The organism is Candidatus Kryptoniota bacterium, assembly GCA_036567965.1.
In the GTDB taxonomy this organism is placed as follows: Bacteria; Bacteroidota; Ignavibacteria; order Kryptoniales; family JAKASW01; genus JAKASW01.
The window spans coordinates 75,394-94,185 of record DATCTN010000025.1 but is presented as its reverse complement, the minus strand read 5'-3'; the positions used below and the strand labels follow the sequence as shown (position 1 = coordinate 94,185).

Annotated in this window: 8 protein-coding genes; 7 read left to right on the top strand and 1 reads right to left on the bottom strand. The window is 51.4% G+C overall.

Annotation, left to right across the window (positions count from 1 at the left end; translation table 11 throughout):
* The first annotated feature begins 78 nt into the window (after nt 1-78).
* Both VIS48_10465 and VIS48_10460 read left to right on the top strand, forming a co-directional pair.
* Complete coding sequence (locus VIS48_10465) at nt 79-2,082, top strand: YCF48-related protein (protein ID HEY9166572.1); 2,004 nt, start codon at nt 79-81, stop codon at nt 2,080-2,082.
* A 308-nt stretch (nt 2,083-2,390) separates the two neighbouring features.
* Nucleotides 2,391-3,596 (top strand): hypothetical protein, encoded by a 1,206-nt coding sequence (locus tag VIS48_10460; protein HEY9166571.1) that lies wholly within the window; start codon nt 2,391-2,393, stop codon nt 3,594-3,596.
* 116 nt (nt 3,597-3,712) lie between these two features.
* On the opposite strand, the gene VIS48_10455 is transcribed toward VIS48_10460, so the two are convergent.
* Complete coding sequence (locus tag VIS48_10455) at nt 3,713-6,871, bottom strand: cellulase family glycosylhydrolase (GenBank protein ID HEY9166570.1); 3,159 nt, start codon at nt 6,869-6,871, stop codon at nt 3,713-3,715.
* Nucleotides 6,872-7,178: 307 nt separating this feature from the next.
* Here VIS48_10455 and asnA point away from each other — a divergent pair, with 307 nt between their 5' ends.
* The 5 genes from asnA to VIS48_10430 all read left to right on the top strand — a co-directional run bounded on the left by asnA (nt 7,179) and on the right by VIS48_10430 (nt 18,723).
* The gene (gene asnA / locus VIS48_10450) at nt 7,179-8,309 is read left to right on the top strand and encodes an aspartate--ammonia ligase (GenBank protein ID HEY9166569.1); all 1,131 of its coding nucleotides are present in this window, start codon (nt 7,179-7,181) and stop codon (nt 8,307-8,309) included.
* A gap of 306 nt (nt 8,310-8,615) precedes the next feature.
* Nucleotides 8,616-11,864 (top strand): PDZ domain-containing protein, encoded by a 3,249-nt coding sequence (locus tag VIS48_10445; protein ID HEY9166568.1) that lies wholly within the window; start codon nt 8,616-8,618, stop codon nt 11,862-11,864.
* A gap of 426 nt (nt 11,865-12,290) precedes the next feature.
* Nucleotides 12,291-13,595: a PP2C family protein-serine/threonine phosphatase gene (locus VIS48_10440; GenBank protein ID HEY9166567.1), complete on the top strand. Its 1,305-nt coding sequence runs from the start codon at nt 12,291-12,293 to the stop codon at nt 13,593-13,595.
* 109 nt (nt 13,596-13,704) lie between these two features.
* Complete coding sequence (locus VIS48_10435) at nt 13,705-15,822, top strand: protein kinase (protein HEY9166566.1); 2,118 nt, start codon at nt 13,705-13,707, stop codon at nt 15,820-15,822.
* A gap of 159 nt (nt 15,823-15,981) precedes the next feature.
* Nucleotides 15,982-18,723 carry a protein kinase gene (locus tag VIS48_10430; GenBank protein ID HEY9166565.1) on the top strand — a complete coding sequence of 914 codons (2,742 nt, stop codon included), beginning with the start codon at nt 15,982-15,984 and terminating at the stop codon, nt 18,721-18,723.
* Nucleotides 18,724-18,792 lie beyond the last annotated feature (69 nt).

Genomic DNA, 18,792 nt, shown 5'->3' with positions numbered 1-18,792 from the left:
CAATTCCTTGCCCATCCACTAACTTGACGAAGGAATGTCACAAGGGGCAAATATGGCGCAGGAAAGCGAGGAGTCGAAATGAAATCCACACACAGCACAATTTTTCTTTTCATCTTAGTTCTATTGGCTTTTGGTATTGCAAGGGGACAATGGGTTCCAACAAACGGTCCGTACTGCGGCGGGAGTATCGGGTTTCTCTATGCAAAGGGAAACACTCTCCTGGCTGGCGTGAGTGCACCCTGGGTATCTAGACCTAACCTAGTCGCATCGGAAATATTCTTATCGACGGATCGTGGTGATAGCTGGCTTCCGGTTTATGCCGCCGGTACGGAGACGATATTCAGATCCATCGTCTCCCAGGGATCGAACCTTTTCGTTGGAAGTACGGAGGGGATCCTTGAATCAAGAGACAACGGGAAAACCTGGTCCGAGCCGGACACGAGCATGAAAAAAGTCAAGGTCAGCTCGCTCGCCGCGATTTCAGTTTCAGGAAAGCACTTCCTGTTCGCCGGGACCTGGATGCGTGGACTGTATGAATCCACCGACGGAGGTAAGTCCTGGAGCGTGCCGGACTCTACCTTGAACAAAGTCAACATTCGTAAGCTCGCCTTCGTGGGTCGCAACTTGTTCGCGGGCACAGACAGCGGAATATATATTTCAACAGATTTGGGGAGGAGCTGGCATGACGGCGGGCTGAAATATTATTGGATAATCAATCTTGCCGTGATGTCGGGCTCAGTCCTGTTTGCACAGACCAACGGCGGCCTGTTTTATTCTACTGATAATGGAAACGAATGGATAGTTACGAATAAACTGGGAATGAGAACGTATCCGAATTTGGCCGGTACCACGGGAACGGATTTATATGTGTTTTCAGACATGAAACTTTCTGTCTCGCCCGATAGAGGCAAGACCTGGACTCTCTTGAACTATGATGAAGCAGACCTCCTTACATTTTGCAAGACCGAGAGTAATATGTATGTGGGCACTACGTCCAATGGCATCTATCGTTCATCGGATAATGGAAAAAGTTGGAGTCAAATTAACAATGGCTTGCTGAAGGCTGGCGTGTTTCACATGGCAGCAAGTGGAAAGAACATATATGCAGGGACAAAGGGATTCGGCGTGTCCCGCTCCACCGATGGTGGAAAAGAATGGATCGTGTCGAGGCTGGACAGCGCTGCGTCAACTTTTCCCAGTCACTTCATCACGGCGCTCGAAGCACATGGCGATAATCTCTACGTTAGGACATGGAACAAATTCTATGCTTCGACAGACAAAGGCGCGAGCTGGATTGATTCGAATATTGGAGGCCGCCAGGGAAGAGGCTTCGCTTCTTCACTTGCGGTGAGGGATTCCGACATTTTTGCATCAACGGGCGACGGACTTCTTCATTCGACCGACAACGGCAGGACCTGGGCATGGAGCGACAGCGGATTATCTTTAAACAATGGGAATCAATGGTATCCGGGAGTCGTAATTCAGAAGCGGGGCCCATCAAAGGTCATTCCCTCTGTGCCGCCTCCACGTGCGTCATCCAGCTCCGGAAAGCTTCGTGAAGCGCAGGCGCTAGCCTTCAAGGACAATAAGATATTTGCAGGAATCACGGGCGGCAATATTTTTGTCTCGACCAATGACGGTGTATCATGGTCGCAGGTCGATAGTAATTTGACAGATAACTATTTCAATGCAATTACTGTTGTAGACTCCGAATTATTCGCGCTTACGGAAGGCAACGGGATCTTCCGCTCGAATGAAGACGGACGGAATTGGACCCGGATTAACTACGGTCTCATTGACACCGACGCGCACGTGCTCGTCAACAGCGAAAAGAACTTGTTCCTCGGTGGAGGAGGGGGAGTATATTTATCGAATGACAATGGCGATCACTGGACGCTCGCAAATACGGGTCTCATCGATTCAGTGATCATCGGACTCACGATAAGCGACGGTTATCTGTACGCAGGAACATGGGATTATGGCGTCTGGAAAAGAAGTGTGGCGGAGCTTGTCGATCACACAATACGATCGCGTGCACCTGGTCAGAGGGATATCGATCGTAAAAAGCTCGGTGGCCATTAACCTGCTAACGAGTTCATGCTTCTTCAAATCAATGATCAGAAGAAACTGCTGATCGTCTCGAAGATCTTTCTTTCCTATCATTGTGATGCTGCGGGATGGTACATAGCGACTCCTGTCGCTAACAGACGACGACAAGGTGAAGGGTTCTGACGGAATCGGGCTTGAAGAATATCCCGAGGCAAAGCATATTCTTAAATGATAGTGCTTCGCGGGTGAGTTGTGGCGGGTGCGTTTCTGTCGTGCGCATGCATGCAAGCTACCCTCGAGCCCCGGTTCTTAAACGCAGCAGTTTTCTCGGGAGGTGAATTGTGGCAAAAAGCTTAATCGAGATTTTTCGACTGTCATTATTCCTGACGACGGCGAGTGTAATTCTCTTAGGGTGCTCAAAAAAGAGTTCGAATACTCTTCAAGCTCAATACGACACTACAGGCGGAACGTGGCAGGTTGATCCGAGTCTCTATCGCCTGGATAAGATTCTCCTTAACGGCGCCGTGCACGGAAATGATTATACTGTGGCGGGGCTTCAGACCGTTTCGCGTTTCGATACGTCTTCTATTGCGCCGTCAATTGAACTCTTCTTCCCCACGCAGCTTAATCTTTCGACGAAGCCGGAATACTGCGGTGATTTCTGGGCGTACGGGACGTACGGAGGGCGGGAAGCGGAGTATCTGTTCGTTCCCTCAACAGCCACACTGATCGGAACAGATACCACGGTGAGGGGTGGATTTTATGAATGGTGGTTCAATATGCACGACCTCGATTCATCATTCTCAACCGACGCAGTTCCATCCGCAATTGATTATCAATTTCCCGTCGGGGCATTCAACGATCTGGGACAGTTTTTCACGTGTGTTCTCGATTCCGACGGAGCATCTCTTTGTCTGATGGATCTCAATGCCAGGAAAACTCTTACAGTGGGTTATGAACCGTTCATCGCCCTTTCTCCAGTAGTTAAAAAAATTGAGCCTGACGTGAGCGACAAATTTAGCGGGCAGACGTTCTTAATAAGCTCTTACAAGGACAATTTCTTTATTGCCATGGGCAATAATGATTACATCATTCATTCGAACGGAACCGCAAGAATTCTGCCGGACATCCTCGGAAGATTTTATGATATGTTCAATTACAATGATACGCTGTACGCTATGACAGAGGCTGCCGCGATTTACCGGTCTACAAATAACGGAGAAAATTGGACCCAGTTCGGGAGTTTCTCAGATCCTACGTTTCGTAATTGCAGATTCTTTCAGGTTGACAGTAACATGTTCTTTTATGTATACAGCCAGATCGCCCGCATCGACCTTGCGACAGGGGTGTACCAGGAAATCGATGACAGGGGTTTAGAATACAACGAGATCACTTCTGTCAACAAATTTGGAAGAAATGTGTACGTGACCACTCTGAGCGGACTCTTCTATAAACCCGCGTCGAAATTTTTAACTTATCTTCCACAAAGCGCAACCGCCAGCCGGAGCCTCAAGCTGCTCAAAGGGAAGGTCGCGATTCACAGATAGCTGTCGAATACGTAGTAAGTGACCTGATCGAAAGCCGTCGCCCGCCGGTAAGTCGACTCGTACGCGAGGCATCGGTAAATGCGATGATGGTGGGACAAGCACGACTCCTCAGGCAATCATTTTACTTTTGAAATTGCTTCTCCTGATGTTGCTTCGATGATCTTACCGCTCTTTCGTTCTATGAGTACCAGCCTTGTTCCCCCCGGACCGACCGGTATTCCGAATTCATGGCCATCGACAAGTACCGGCTGAGTGAATTCAACGGACGACTCGTTGACGCAGACTACAAGCGCCGAACTGGCGCTCATGAGTACTCTCGCGGCAACCGGCGAATTGAAAACATGAGTACTAATTCCGGAGTAATTCAGTACCGCCGTCAGCATATCCGTTAACGGCTCATCTTCACTCGCACACTCAATCGGCAAGGGCTCCTGAAGAATTGTTCCGGTAAGCGAATCGAGCGGACTGCAATCCGCTTTTCTCAGATACTCGCTTTCCTCTTGTCCGAACGTTACAAATCGACGGCCGTTTTCGCTGCCGGAACCCCAATTAGTCCCCTCGTAGTGACTCACGGGTGTGCTCGTCAGTTGCAGACCGAGTCTCATGATTTGAGGAGTGAGTTTTCCATATTGGTTACCTTCAATACTTCCCGTGAACAAGATGATCGAGCGATTGCGGGAAGCCTCGAATAGCGCGGAGGCTGCGCTGTCGTAAAGCATTTCCGGGTCAGGGACAATCACAAGCTTCGCGCCCCTGAGACGTACATCGGTGAGCTTGTATTCAGATAGTGCGGTCGGCACAATCCCGAAATTTCGCGCCAGCGTAGTAATTATCCTTTGTGTGCCTGCAAGCGCGTTTGGCCGGCCTGAAAATAGTTTAGAGGCCGGTATTACTAAGATGACGCGGTCGGGCTGATAATCGGAAAGGTAGGGCGCTGCTGCGCGGAAGAAGTCGGAGAAGTCCTTGATCACCTGAGATTCTTTTTTCAAAGTCCCATCAGCGCGGGTCATCCCGATTCCGACCTCGTTGTCCGTGGACTGGTATTCGTTTATGTTCCAGCACCATTCAACCGCGCCTGCGCCCCTGCTCTGGAAAGCATACGCGAATTTTCTCCCGAGGAGTTTTTCCGCTGCTCCCGGCGAACGCCACGGCTCTCCATCGATGTTCTCAAGACGCATGAGTCCGGTTTCAGATATCAGGTTTGGTTTCTCCGGGACTTTTGTCATTACTCCATCCCACAGCAGTTCGTCGTTGAGCCACCACGTGTGCATCGAAGTGTAGTCGACTGCAGTGTAGTGGAATTGTTGTTCCGAGCGAAGGCCGGTGCCACCTTCATCCTGGCCGAGCGTGACGAGTGAATTCCCTCCGCTCCGGCGGATCACGCCGCGGATTTCGTCTGCCCAATTCGTAAGTACGTCCTGAGTAAACCTGACGAAGTCGAGTGCCTTTCTTGGATGCTTGTTCTCTCTGATCTGACTGTAGGAAATATCGTCCTCGCTCGGCAGCGAATCTATATTACCGCCGCGCCAGTTATCCGTGATCGAGTCGCGATCCGGTCCGCAATTCCTCGCAACCCATTCCTTCCACGCGGCTCGCTCGAACTCGTCCCCGATGGGGAGATTCTGCCATATTTTGTCGGCGGGAGAATACGACGGCTCGTTTATCAGGTCGTAATTGATCCATCCGACATTTCGATATCTCGACGCGATCAATGTCACGAACGACTTCTGCCACTCAAGAGCACGAGGATCCAGGTATGGATTCGTTCCGCCGTTAAGAGGAGGCTGGAAGGCGAAAAGATTAAAGCACAAAATGATGTTGTGCTTCGCGGCCGTGAGTACGAGCGCGTCCAGCGAGCGCAGGAACGATTCGTCGATGTTGCCGGGATCGAGCATAATCTTCTGCCACCCTGTCCAGAGACCGGCCCTCACAAAATTCACTCCCAGTTTCTCCATCCTGGCGAAATCTTGCTCCCATGAAAGTGGATCGGGCTCGATGAGAAATTTTCTCCCCTGGTGAGCTCCCATGTAACTCGTTCCGATTGCCGGAAAAGTTTTTCCATTTCTCAGAAGCCAGTCTCTCGAGGTCGAAAGTTCAGGCCCCGATCGAAGGAGCTTCTCGTCTCTGATCCAAAAGCCTGCTGAAACAGAGTTGGGTCGCCATGGTACAGCTGCGCATTCCACGTCAGCTCTGTAAAATCCGGGAGGCAATGGCCTGTCTGCAGAAATTTTAACAGCAGCCGACTGAAATTGTTTTGTTCCAACCAGCACAAAAGAGGTGTTGAAGACCCTCTCGCCAGCGGAATTCGTGACCGTCACGCGGGCTTGAATTGAGTCCGTGTCTTCCTCTGTTGGGGCCGGTCGAGACAGGTTTATTCTTATGGCCGGTAACTCTCCATCGGCGACGCATGCGAAGAACGGGTTCGCTTCGATTTCCACTGCGCCTTGAAGAGCTCTCTGTACGCAAAACCTGATGAGAGAGACATCGACCGTCAAGTCCGAAGGTTCGATGATCCACCTCCCACCGGCTCCGTCGCCTCGAAGCCTGTCGATTTCAAGAAGCGGGCAGGCGACCGGAAGTTCGTCGCCGTTCAACACCTGGACCAGCGGCCGCATCACCGCGTCCCGCGGACCGGCGCTTCCAATCTCATTTGCAAAATCATTTCCAGATGTGAACCGCACTGTAAGCTCGTAAACTTTGGACGGCATCTGGAATTTGCTCGGGCTGATCTCGACTCCTTCCGCGATTTTCAACCTTGCGCCGGAGTAATAATATGGATCGGAGCGGATGTCTATTTCATCAGCGGGACCGATGAGGAGCTCGTGTGCATAAGTCGGCTGAAGTGTGCCCATGACCCATCTACCGGAGTTTTCCATGACCGGTTGATGAAACGGAGAACCCCCGAGCAAAATGAGGCCTCCGCCTCGCGAGATGAAACTTCGAATGGATTGCCATGAACCGACAGGAAACGCGCTCCCGTATGCAAGGATCAGTAATGAGGATCCAGCTCCGTTTAATTCCCGGTTCAATGATTCTGTATTTTCAGGATATGCGACATCATAACCCTTAAGTGCATCCTTGAGTGTTGCCGGGTCGATCCTTGGTGCATCAACGGTGGGAAATGTGTTTGACTGAAAACAAATGATCTGTGCCGGCCGACCGGATCCTTGCCGGCAAATTGTCGTGCCCGGCGTCAGCCATAGAAGACACAAGCATGCGGAAATCCACAAAAGACTATTGCCTGTGGATCGATCTGATAATTTCATGTAAACCATTGTCAGTTGCTCCATCACGGAAATTTTGAAATGTTAATGTACAGCAGGTCGCAGTCCACATCTCTGTCAATGCCTAAGTTAACGGGCGACTAAGTGTGCGTCAAGCTTGATTGGATTCAGGCAGACATTTTCCTCCTACAGCCGAGGATGGAGCTAAGTTTAACGGACATATGGTATCGGAAGAGATCAATCTGTTGCGCGGATGTGAGTTTGCGATTGAATTTTACGCATGTGATTCCAATATTTGAAGAGCAAGTCTTCTTTCGCGAACAAAAACTATTGCAACCACAAACCGGAGGTCTGGACAATGTCGGACAAAAAAGCTGATTTGGCAGGGCCAGGAATTGGTAACTACGACGAATTGGAGAAGATCCTCCCCGCCGATTATCATTCTCTCCTCAGCCCGAAAGAGACACAGCTGGCTATCTTTGCTGTAAAGAATTACATCGAAGAAAACTTATGCAAAGAACTGAACCTTATGATGGTACAAGTTCCGCTTATCGTCGATGTCGAGAGCGGCGTCAACGACATGCTCGACCGCGACGGCTCGCGGACACCGATCCAGTTCCACATTTCAAACGACTACAACAAGCACCCCATCGACGCGCAGGTGGTCCAGGCTGCGACCAAATGGAAACGGGTGGCATTAAAGCAGTTCGATATGAAGAGCGGCGAAGGGCTGTGTACCGACATGCGCGCTGTCCGGAAGGATTACTTTCTCGATCACGATCACAGCGTGTACGTCGATCAATGGGATTGGGAAAGGGTTATCGGCAGGGAACAGCGCAACCTTAAGTTCCTGAAGGAAGTCGTCACGAAAATCTGGAAGGTGCTGAAAGGTGCGGAGACGCATGTCCAGCACATGTTCCCGCAATTGAAGAACGCCAAGTACCCAAACCTGCCGGAGGAACTCGCTTTCTTTCATGCCGAGGATATTCTGGATATGTACCCGGACCTTCCCCGCAAGCAGCGCGAGACGGCGCTTCTTCAGAAGTATCCGGCCGTCTTCATCATCGGGATCGGATGGGTCCTCAAGGACGGATACCCGCATGAGATGCGCGCCGCGGATTATGACGACTGGGTGACTGAAACCAAATCGGAAGATGGTCGACAGATGCATGGCCTCAACGGAGACATACTGGTTTGGAACCCCGTCACGAAGCGGCGTCATGAATTGACTTCCATGGGGATCCGCGTCGACGGTGAAACCCTTAAGAAGCAGCTGGAACTCTCCCATCAACTTGAGTCTCTTAAATTCCCCTATCATCAGGGAATCATAAAGAACGAGCTTCCTCTTTCGATAGGCGGAGGCATCGGGCAATCACGTACTTACATGCTCCTCCTGAAGAAGGCGCATCTCGGCGAAGTCAGCGTGACTGTCTGGCCTAAAGTGCTGAAGGACATGTGCTCACTGAAGAACATCCACGTGCTGAACTGAAGAGAACGCGGAAAGAAAGTTCACGCCTAAATAATTTGTGCGATTAACGTCAGGAGTCCCTGTTCCATCTTGCGGGCGGGGACTCTTCTTGTATTGTTAGATCGACAGGCTTTATCAGTTTGCAAACGGATTTCGACAGCTTCCTACAACGCTTGAATGTCATGACATCCGGAGTTAAACTCCAACAACATCAGAGGGCTTGTGGCGATCGGATCATTTATAGGTCTCGTCTGCTGCGATTATCTGGAATTCTATGATTCTGCATCCGGTGCATCAATCGATTGAATTAAGAAAGGAGATTGGTCCATGCTAAAGCGGATTTTCATTTTCATTGCAATCTTGGTCCCGTGCGTTTTGCAGGCACAGGGTACAAAGTTGCTGCGCGAACCCGCCGTGAGTGACAAGTCTATCGTATTTGCTTACGCGAACGATCTTTGGATTGTCGACCGGACCGGCGGAGAAGCACGAAGGCTGACGAGTTTTCCAGGAACTGAGAGCGCGCCGCACTTCTCACCCGATGGGAAGTTGCTCGCGTTCACGGCTGCTTACGGGGGGAACACTGATGTTTATGTCATGGATGCCGGCGGGGGTGAGCCCCGACGCGTCACGTGGCATCCGAGTTACGACGGCGTGTGCGATTGGACTCCGGATGGAAGCCAGATTCTGATCGCCTCAAATCGTGCAAGCGCGCCGGTCGGACTGACTCAGCTATGGACGGTATCAAAAGACGGCGGATTGGCGACACGCCTGCCTATTCCATCGGCGATGCGAGCATCTTACTCAGCAGACGGCCGGCATCTGGCCTATGAAGATGAGAGATGGCAGTCGGAATGGAAATGGTACCGCGGCGGACAGGCGCTGCCGATTCGAATCGTTTCATTTCCCGACCTCGTTCAGACCGAAGTGCCGGGCCCAGTATGCGTCAACAGTTATCCGGTGTATCTCGGCAGCCGCCTCTATTTCCTGTCGGATAGGAGCGGGACGTTCAACGTTTTTGAATACGACCAGAATACCGACAGTGTTCGACAGTTGACACAGTATGACGGCGTTGATGTTAAGTCGCTTGCAGCCGGCGGCGGAATTCTGGTATACGAACAAGCCGGCACTCTTCACACTCTGGATCCCGGTACCGGCCTTGACAAAGGGCTGACAATCACCGTACACGGGGATTTTCCCTGGGCAATGCCTCAATGGAAGGATGTCAGGAAGGAAATCATGGCGGCTTCACTTTCGCCAACCGGCAGCCGTGCATTGTTCGAGGCTCGGGGAGAAATCTTCACGGTGCCAGCCGAGAAAGGTGACACGCGAAATATCACGCGCTCCGCCGGCGCCGCCGACAGGGACCCGGCATGGTCGCCAGATGGACAGAAGATCGCCTGGTTCTCGGATGAGAGCGGCGAATACCGCCTGATGATTTCGGATCAGGATGGACTTCTTCCACCGAAAGAAATTGTGCTGGAGCATCCGACATTCTTCTTTGACTTATCGTGGTCGCCCGACTCGAAGCATCTTGCATTTACCGATGCGGACAGGAATCTCTGGATCGTTGACGTTGAAAAGGGAACGAGTCATCGCGTGGACACCGACAGGATGGCCCATCCCGAACGGACAATGATACCATGCTGGTCTCCCGATTCAAAATGGATTGCGTATGCCAAGCAGCTGCCGAACCTCTTTCGCGGCATCATGGTCTACTCACTCGAGGAAGAAAAGTCGTCCCAAATTACCGACGGACTTTCTGATGTCATCTCGCCCGCATGGGACAAGAGTGGAAAGTATCTCTATTTTCTTGCGAGCACAGATATTGCACTTAATTCAGGATGGCTCGATCTCGGCTCGCTCGAGCGGCCGGTGCGACGCGGAGTGTACTTTGCCGTGCTGACCAAAGATGTTCCATCTCCCCTCCTTCCCCAAAGCGATGAGGAGAAAGCGCAGACCGACAAGAAAGAAACGGACAAGAAGTCCGAGAAAGCGGCGGATTCCGGAGTAGTGAAAATTGATCTCGAAGGGATCGGCCAACGCATACTTGCGCTTCCATTGCCGCTTCGTAATTACGTCGGGATTAATCCGGGCCAGTCGGGCATAGTATTCGTGGTCGAATCCGGTCTCACTTTTTATCCGGAACAAACGTATAACCCTCCGTTGACTGTGCATCGCTGGGACATGGAGAAACGAAAGGACGCGACCTTCCTGAGCGGGGTGCAGCAGTTCGCGGTTTCAACAAACGGTATGAAGATCCTGTATCATCAGGGAGACGACTGGTTCATCGCCGGCTCGGAATCGGAGCCGAAAGCAGGTGACGGCAAATTGAAAGTCGAGCTCAACATGCGCGTGGATCCGACCGCTGAGTGGCGGCAGATCTACAGAGAAGCGTGGCGTTTCTTCCGCGATTTCTTCTACGTCCGAAACTATCATGGCGCTGACTGGGACTCAGTCTACAAAAAGTATTCGGTATATCTGCCGTATGTTAACCATCGGCAGGATTTGAATTATATCCTCGACATGATGGGAGGGGAGCTTGCAGTGGGACATCACTTTGTCTTCGGTGGAGACGTAGGGGAAACAAAGTCGACTGCGGTAGGATTGCTCGGTGCTGACTTCGTCGTTGAGAATAACAGATACCGAATCAAACGGATATACACCGGTGAGAATTGGAATCCTGAACTTCAAGCGCCTCTCTCTGCGCCCGGAGTGGATGTCCATGAAGGAGACTATATCATTGCGATAAACGGAGTTGATCTCGCTCCGCCTGTCGCCCCGGAAGCAGCACTCGAAGGTCTCGCGGGAAAACAAGTTACCATCTCTTTTAATTCACGTCCTTCGAAGGACGGCGCAAGAAACGTGGTAGTCGTTCCGGTTGGAAGTGAGTCCGCACTTCGCTCGCGGGCATGGGTGGAAGACAACCGGCGATTGGTAGACAAACTATCCGGCGGGAAGCTGGCTTACGTGTGGCTTCCGAACACGGCTGATGCAGGATACACTTACTTCAATCGCTACTACTTCGGACAGCAAGACCGGCAGGGCGCGGTGTTGGATGAAAGGTTCAATGGTGGCGGCCTGATCGCCGACTACATTATAGATATAGTCGCCCGCAAACTTCGTGGATATTTCAACAACCCCGTCGGGAATCATGACTCCTGGACCGAACCTCTCGCCGGGATTTGGGGACCGAAGGTCATGCTTATAAATGAATTTGCCGGATCGGGCGGCGACATGATGCCCTACATGTTCAGACAGGAACAGCTGGGTCCTCTTGTCGGGCGAAAGACATGGGGCGGTCTGGTCGGAATCTGGGATTATCCACCTCTGATAGATGGCGGTTTTGTTACCGTCCCGCGCGGCGGATTTTACAATCTGAGCGGTGCATGGGACGTTGAGAACAAAGGTATCGCTCCCGATATCGATGTCATCATAACTCCGAAAGATGTGGCGGCAGGAAGAGATCCTCAATTGGAGAGTGCAGTCAACGAGGCACTTCGCCTGCTGAAAGAGCATCCTGTGAACTTGCAGAAGGAACCGGCTCCACCGGTTCGGAAGTTCCCAGATGTAAAATAGATTGACTCCGCTGTCCTGAATTAAAAATGTCCGTCAACGCGAATTATGTGTGATTAATCCGTATCATCGCCTCGATTTGGAATTCACATAAGCGGCGTTGCAAGGAACGTCTCTACGGACAGTCGACAAATTTAGACGCAGGCTGGAGGATCAAGCCCTGCGGTTAGCTGAGTCCCGGCTCCTCTGAAATTCGGGTCCCGTCACGAGTAATCGTTGCGGGACCTCTTACTTTCAGGCATCTCGTCCATCCTGACGATTTCCGCGATCCCCTTCTGGAATCGGAACTTTGGCCCGTGCTATATCGTTCACAACTTTGAGCGATCCCACTGATGTCATGCTTTGCGTCATGCAGCCGGCTACGCAATAGAGCCAGCCAATTTCAATTCAAAGATTGATCCGGTCAGTTAAAAAAGGGTTTCATGTTAGATGATCACTTCTGATGGCAGTTCCACCCAGGTGCACAAGCTCGAAGAAGAAAACGAACGTCTGAAGCGTGCAGTGGACGAGTTGTCGATTCTCAACGAGCTCGCAACTGCGATTGGCGCTCTCAACAGCTCCGAGGAAGTCATCCGGAAGATAATCGGCCGTTCGCTGAGAGCGGTCAATGCTGAACAGGGCGTGATCACAGTTGTCGATGAGCAGCCCGATCAGCCGATGAAGACTCTGATCCGCTCAATGGTGAGTTCGTCGGATCATGGACAGTTCCACTTCAATCAGGCCTTGCTGGGCTGGATGATCCTGAACAAGAAGCCGTTGACCGTTAACGACCCGCCCAATGATGAAAGGTTCCGGGGCATTCCGTGGGACGGCTCCGTGCATTCTGTCCTGTGCGTCCCGATGCTTACCCGTTCGGCCTTGAAGGGCGTGCTTGCCGTCTATAACAAGAAGGGCGGAAAGGGTTTCACGCTGGACGATCAGCGCCTGCTTGCAATCATCGCAGCCCAGTCGGCGCAGGTCGTTGAGAACGCGAGACTATATGAGGAGGAACGATCTCTCATAAAGATGCAGCAGGAGTTCAAGCTTGCCGCACAAATCCAGGCGGACCTCCTGCCGAAAGAGTCGCCGAAGATCCCGGGATACGACATCGCCGGTGCAACTTATCCGGCCAGAACTATCGGCGGCGATTATTTCGATTTCATTTCTCTTGATCAAAACAGGATCGCGGTTTGCCTGGGAGATGTGTCCGGAAAAGGATTGACCGCCGCGCTTCTTATGGCAAATCTTCAAGCGTCCCTCCGAAGTCAATCTCACATGGCGGGCTCAGTCAAAGAGTGTATAGCGAAAGTAAATCGACAGCTTTATCAGAGCACGAGCCCGGAAAAGTTTGCTACACTTTTCTACGGCATCCTGGATACGCGGATGCATACGCTGACATACTGCAACGCAGGTCACGAGCCGCCCGTGGTGATCAGCGGGAAAGCCGAGCACGTTCGCCTCAGGGAAGGTGGTACGGTCGTCGGCATCATGGAGGACTTTCCATTCCAGGAATCGGTGATCGAGTTTGGCCCCGGGAATTTCCTGATTACTTTTTCAGACGGCGTAACCGAAGCGATGGACGCCGACCGGGATCAGTTTGGAGAAGAAAGAATCTTGGACATAATCAGGAATAACCTCGGTAATTCCGCCGAGGGGATGGTGGGAAAGATTGTCGACGGCGTTAAGACTTATGCCGGTGAGGCTCCGCAGTATGACGATATAACCGCATTGGTCGTTAAACGAGAAGCGATTTGAAACTCTAAGATATGCCGGCCGAGTATGACGATAATTCGTGCGACGTTTCCGGTGTGAATTTGAAATACGTTCAGATTGATTTTTGATCCAGGTCTAAAGGAGGACTTTTATGATCGGTAAGACAATCTCCCACTACAGGATTATCGAGAAGCTGGGCGAGGGAGGGATGGGCGTCGTATACAAAGCTGAAGACTCTAAGTTGAAGAGAGAAGTGGCTATTAAGTTCCTCCCTCATCACATTTCCGCCAGCCAGGAGGAGCGCAACAGATTCGAACTGGAGGCACAGGCGGCGGCAGCGCTAAATCACCCTAACATTGCGACTATTCATGCGATAGAAGACGACGGAGAAGAAGTTTTCATAGTCATGGAGTACATAGACGGGCCTGAGCTCGGTCAGAGAATCAAGAGCGGGCAGGTAAGAGTCGACGAATGTTTCAGAATAATTGAACAGGTCGCGAGCGGCCTGCAAGCGGCTCATCAAAAAGGGATAGTGCACCGTGATATAAAGTGCGGGAATGTCATGCTCACTAAAACCGGGCAGGTCAAGATCATGGATTTTGGTCTGGCAAAAGTAAAATGGAGCGTGCTGGTCACGAGGGAAGGGACTACCGTCGGTACAGCAGCATACATGTCTCCTGAACAAGCGCGCGGCGACAAAGTAGACCATCGCGCGGATCTTTGGTCGATGGGTGTGATTTTTTACGAAATGCTGACCGGAAAACTGCCGTTCAAAGGCGAGTTCGAACAGGCAATGATCTACTCAATTCTGAATGAAGAGATTGAGCCGGTGAGCAGCTTCAGATCTGATGTACCCCCCGGGTTGGACGATATAATAAAGAAAGTTCTGTCGAAAGATGCCGATGCGAGGTATCAGCATGCGTCCGAGTTTCTTTCCGACGTGCGGGCGCTTCAAGTGAGCGGCAAGACAAGACAAGACGAGGACGGTGAGAAAAGAATTGCCGTTCTGCCGTTCGAAAATATCAGCTCTGACAACGAGACCGACTATTTCGCAGAAGGATTGGCCGAAGAGTTGATCGTGAATTTGTCGAGGATTAAAAATGTCAGCGTCGTCGCACGAACGAGTTCGATGCAATACAAGGGTACGAAAAAGGATATCAAGACGATCGGCAGAGAACTTCGCGCAGGATTCATAATGGAGGGAAGTGTTCGGAGATTCAAGGATGACCTGCGAATCTCGGTCCAGCTGATCGACGTCGCTAGCGGGACTCAGTTGTGGGGCGAAACCTACAAGGGCAGGCTTGCCGATGTCTTCGATATCCAGGAGCAGGTGTCCAGGCAAATAGTGGAAGCCCTCCGGGTGAAGCTGTCGCCTACGGAAAAGATCGTGCTCGAGAAGCGTTCAACCGTGAATGCTGAGGCGTTCGATATGTATTTACGCGGCCGTGATTTCCTCTACAGGATGTCGAAGAATAATCTCCAGTTTTCTATTCAGCTATTTCAGAAAGCCACCGAGCTCGACACGCGATACGCGTCCGCCTACGCGGGGCTCGGTGAAGCATACGCCTACTTCTACCAGTTTTTCGAGAGAAATACTGTCTGGCTGGACAAGGCGATCGAATCCGGGCTCAAAGCGTTGATGTATGATTCGACACTTTCGGAAGCTTACGCCGCGCTTGCGCTCGCTTACTACAACAGGAAATCGCTCGACGAAGCGAACGCCGCCGGGCGAAAGGCGATCGACCTTGATCCGAATAATTTTACCGGCCACTGGATACTGGGAAGGATCTTTTTCAGCACGGACAGGTATCAGGAGGCGATCGATCTTTTCAAGAAAGTCATCGCGCTTAATCCCGATTTCTACTCGGCGTACACGGATCTCCGAATGTGCTATGAGCGAGTCGGCGACCCGAAAAAGCTTGAGGAAGTCCTAATGCAGGCTCTGGAAATGTATGTGCGCTACCAGGCCCAGCATCCCGACGACGCACGCGCGCGAATCTTCCATGCCACCGCTCTCGCTGAAATTGGAAAAGTTGAGGAAGCAAAAGTCCAGGGGCGAATAGCACTCGAGCTAAGTCCGAACGATGCTTTGATGTTGTACAATGGCGCTTGCTTTTACGCTCGCCTTGGTGAGTCTAAGCTTGCAATCGAGTCTCTTCGAAAGGCACTGGCGACCGGCTGGGAGAACTACGAATGGATGAAGCGTGATTCCGATCTCGACAGCATTCGCAGCGATCCTCAATTCGTTGAACTCATCGGAGACAAATAGACCTGATATTCAATGTTTCTTACAGGACCGCTCCAACGCCGATTAACGTCACGGAGAATTGGGCTAATATTATAAAGGATAATTTGCTGCGAGAGAACGGATGGCACCAGCGAAGGTGGTCCATGTGCATTTTGTTCTGAAATCAAGTCGGAGGAATAATTGAGCGAGCTTACAGGCACGACCATCCTGCACTACGAAATCCTCGAGAAACTTGGCGAAGGCGGAATGGGCGAAGTGTATAAGGCCCATGATACGAAGCTGGATCGGCTCGTCGCTCTGAAATTTCTTCCTTCAAGCTTCACGGCCGCTGAGGCAGATAAAATGAGATTCACACAGGAAGCGAAAGCCGCTTCGGCGCTCAATCACCCTAACGTATGTACCATCTATGATATCCAGGAACACGAAGGACAGCTTTTCATTGTCATGGAATACGTCGACGGCCAGACGCTCAGAAACAGGAACCAAAATTTTTCGGTGAGACAAGTCGTCGATATCGGGGCACAGGCTGCCGAAGGACTTGCAGCGGCTCACGAGAAAGGAATAGTTCATCGCGACATAAAACCCGAAAACATCATGCTGACAAAAAACGGGATAGCGAAGGTGATGGATTTCGGTCTCGCAAAGCTCAATAACCCGGCCGATGTTTCCCGTCTCACGAAAGCCGGCACAACACTGGGCACAATTGGGTACATGTCTCCCGAACAGGTCCAGGGTCAGGATGTCGATCATAGAAGCGACATCTTTTCGCTGGGAGTGGTATTGTACGAATTGTTGTCAGGTGAGTCGCCGTTCAAAGGGGTTCACGAGACTGCGATCATGTACGAAATTGTAAACGTGGATCCCGAGCCGGTGAGCGCGAGGAAGGAAGGAATAGATCCTGAACTTGACCGGATAATCTTTGAGTGTCTTGAAAAGGAAAAGGACGACAGGTACCAGTCCGCGCGTGAGTTGTCCAAAGATCTGAGAAGATTCAGGAGAGACACAGGACGACAGAGAGTCAGCCGCATGTCGACGGTCCATGAGCCTCTCAACACGGCGTCGGACGCCCGTTCGGCAAAGGAAATTCGAGTTGATGCGAGTTCGATGTATATCGATTCTCCTCCCCGCGAAAGTTTTTCGCGCCGGTTCATTTACAATCCCCGGATCCTCTGGGCCGGATCGGGACTCCTCATGGTCGCTTTGGTTCTGTCGGTTTTATTACCGGTTTTCAAAAGCGGCGATAACCACGACCAGGAAATTAAAGCCACTGTGCTTCCGCCGCCCGGTGTGAGTTTGCTGAATTCTCAGGGAAGCAATCTGGCAATCTCTCCGAACGGAAAATATATCACATTTGTCGGGTCTGACTCTTTAGGAACAATAAAGTTGTGGCTGAGGCCGACAAACTCGCTGGCGTCGAGGGCGCTCGTGGATGTATCGGTTGAAGCCTATCCTTTCTGGTCATCCGACAGCAAATACATTGCTTACTTCGACAGTCATAAGTTGATGAAGGTCTCACTCGATGCTGGTACTTCGCTCCCGATCTGCGACGCACCGGCAGGAAGGGGAGGTTCGTGGAACAAGGACGGGATGATAGTTTTTGCGCCGAATTCCTCGGGCGGACTCTCCGAAGTGGCATCGTCCGGAGGCGAACCGAATCTGTTGGTCAAGACCGACACGTCCACATTGAGTCTCAGGTGGCCGTTCTTCCTTCCCGATGGCAAACACTTTCTCTATTCCAGCCAAAACAGTCAATCGGGATCGAGTCCAACTGACGGTATATTCGTTGCCTCGCTTGGCGACGCGAGAGGTCAGAAGATTATTCGCGCTTCATCGAACGTGCAGTACGCGGATGGATATATTTTCTATCTGCGACAGTCGATTCTGTTGGCGGAAAAATTCGATCCGGGCAATATGAATCTCTCCGGCGAAGGAATACCCGTCGCCGAAAATATGCAGTACTGGGACATCAGAATATCCGGAACGTTTTCTGTGTCCGAACAAGGCACATTGGTTTATGAAGAGAGCAACCCGGATAACGAAAAAGTTGTGCTCCTTGACAAGAATGGAAATATTACCAGAAACTTATTCAACAAGAAAATTTTTCTTTCCGCTTGTTTTTCACCTGACGGGCACAAGATTGCCTTCGACTCGTACGACCAAATCGACAGGAACCTCGACATCTGGACTTACGACATCGAAAGGAATGTCATGACGCGGCTGACGTTTGAACAGGCGGGCCACATCAATCCAATCTGGACACCAGACGGAAAACAGATCGCTTACAGCTCAAATCCCGAAAAGCTGTCGTTCAATCCGTATATCAAGAACTCAGACGGCTCCCGCGACGCCGTCCAGTTTCACAAGTCCGACGACCCCGAATTTGTCTACAGTTTTTCAGCCGACATGAAGTACGCGCTCCTCGGAGATGTCGGGTTCGCCGGTAAAAACAGCGGATGGGACCTGCTGGTCCTATCGCTGACGGGCACGAAAACGCCCGTGAAATTTCTCGCTACGGATTTCAATGAGCGTGCAGCCCAGTTTTCGCCTAACATGAAATGGGTCGCGTACGTCTCGGATGAGTCCGGTAGAAATCAGGTCTACATCGTTCCGTTCGGAAACGGAAATGGAAAATGGCAAGTATCCGTCGACGGCGGTGATTTTCCTCTCTGGATGGAGAACGGGAAGAAGATCTACTTCCAGACATACGATGATAAGATTGAAGCGGTCGACGTAAATGAATCGGGGTCATCCATCTCGCCCGGCAGACCATATGTTGTTTTCGGTTCACAGGGCACGGTGACGAGAATATTTTCGATAGATAAGTCGGGAAATGAAATACTCGCTGCGGTCCCGAACAATAAAAGCATGCCCTCACCTATCACACTTGTTTCGAACTGGAAGGAAGAAATTCAGGGGAGATGAGCTGCACACGGAAGACGAATCCCGATCCCTCGTCTGCGCAAATGTCGAGCGGGACGGACTGGACAGCCG

Excerpts from the sequence above, each read along its gene's own strand:
- VIS48_10440 (HEY9166567.1), top strand. The coding sequence starts at position 12,291 with ATGATCACTTCTGATGGCAGTTCCACCCAGGTGCACAAGCTCGAAGAA.
- VIS48_10465 (HEY9166572.1), top strand. The coding sequence starts at position 79 with ATGAAATCCACACACAGCACAATTTTTCTTTTCATCTTAGTTCTATTG.
- asnA (HEY9166569.1), top strand. The coding sequence starts at position 7,179 with ATGTCGGACAAAAAAGCTGATTTGGCAGGGCCAGGAATTGGTAACTAC.
- VIS48_10445 (HEY9166568.1), top strand. The coding sequence starts at position 8,616 with ATGCTAAAGCGGATTTTCATTTTCATTGCAATCTTGGTCCCGTGCGTT.
- VIS48_10435 (HEY9166566.1), top strand. The coding sequence starts at position 13,705 with ATGATCGGTAAGACAATCTCCCACTACAGGATTATCGAGAAGCTGGGC.
- VIS48_10455 (HEY9166570.1), bottom strand. The coding sequence starts at position 6,871 with ATGGTTTACATGAAATTATCAGATCGATCCACAGGCAATAGTCTTTTG.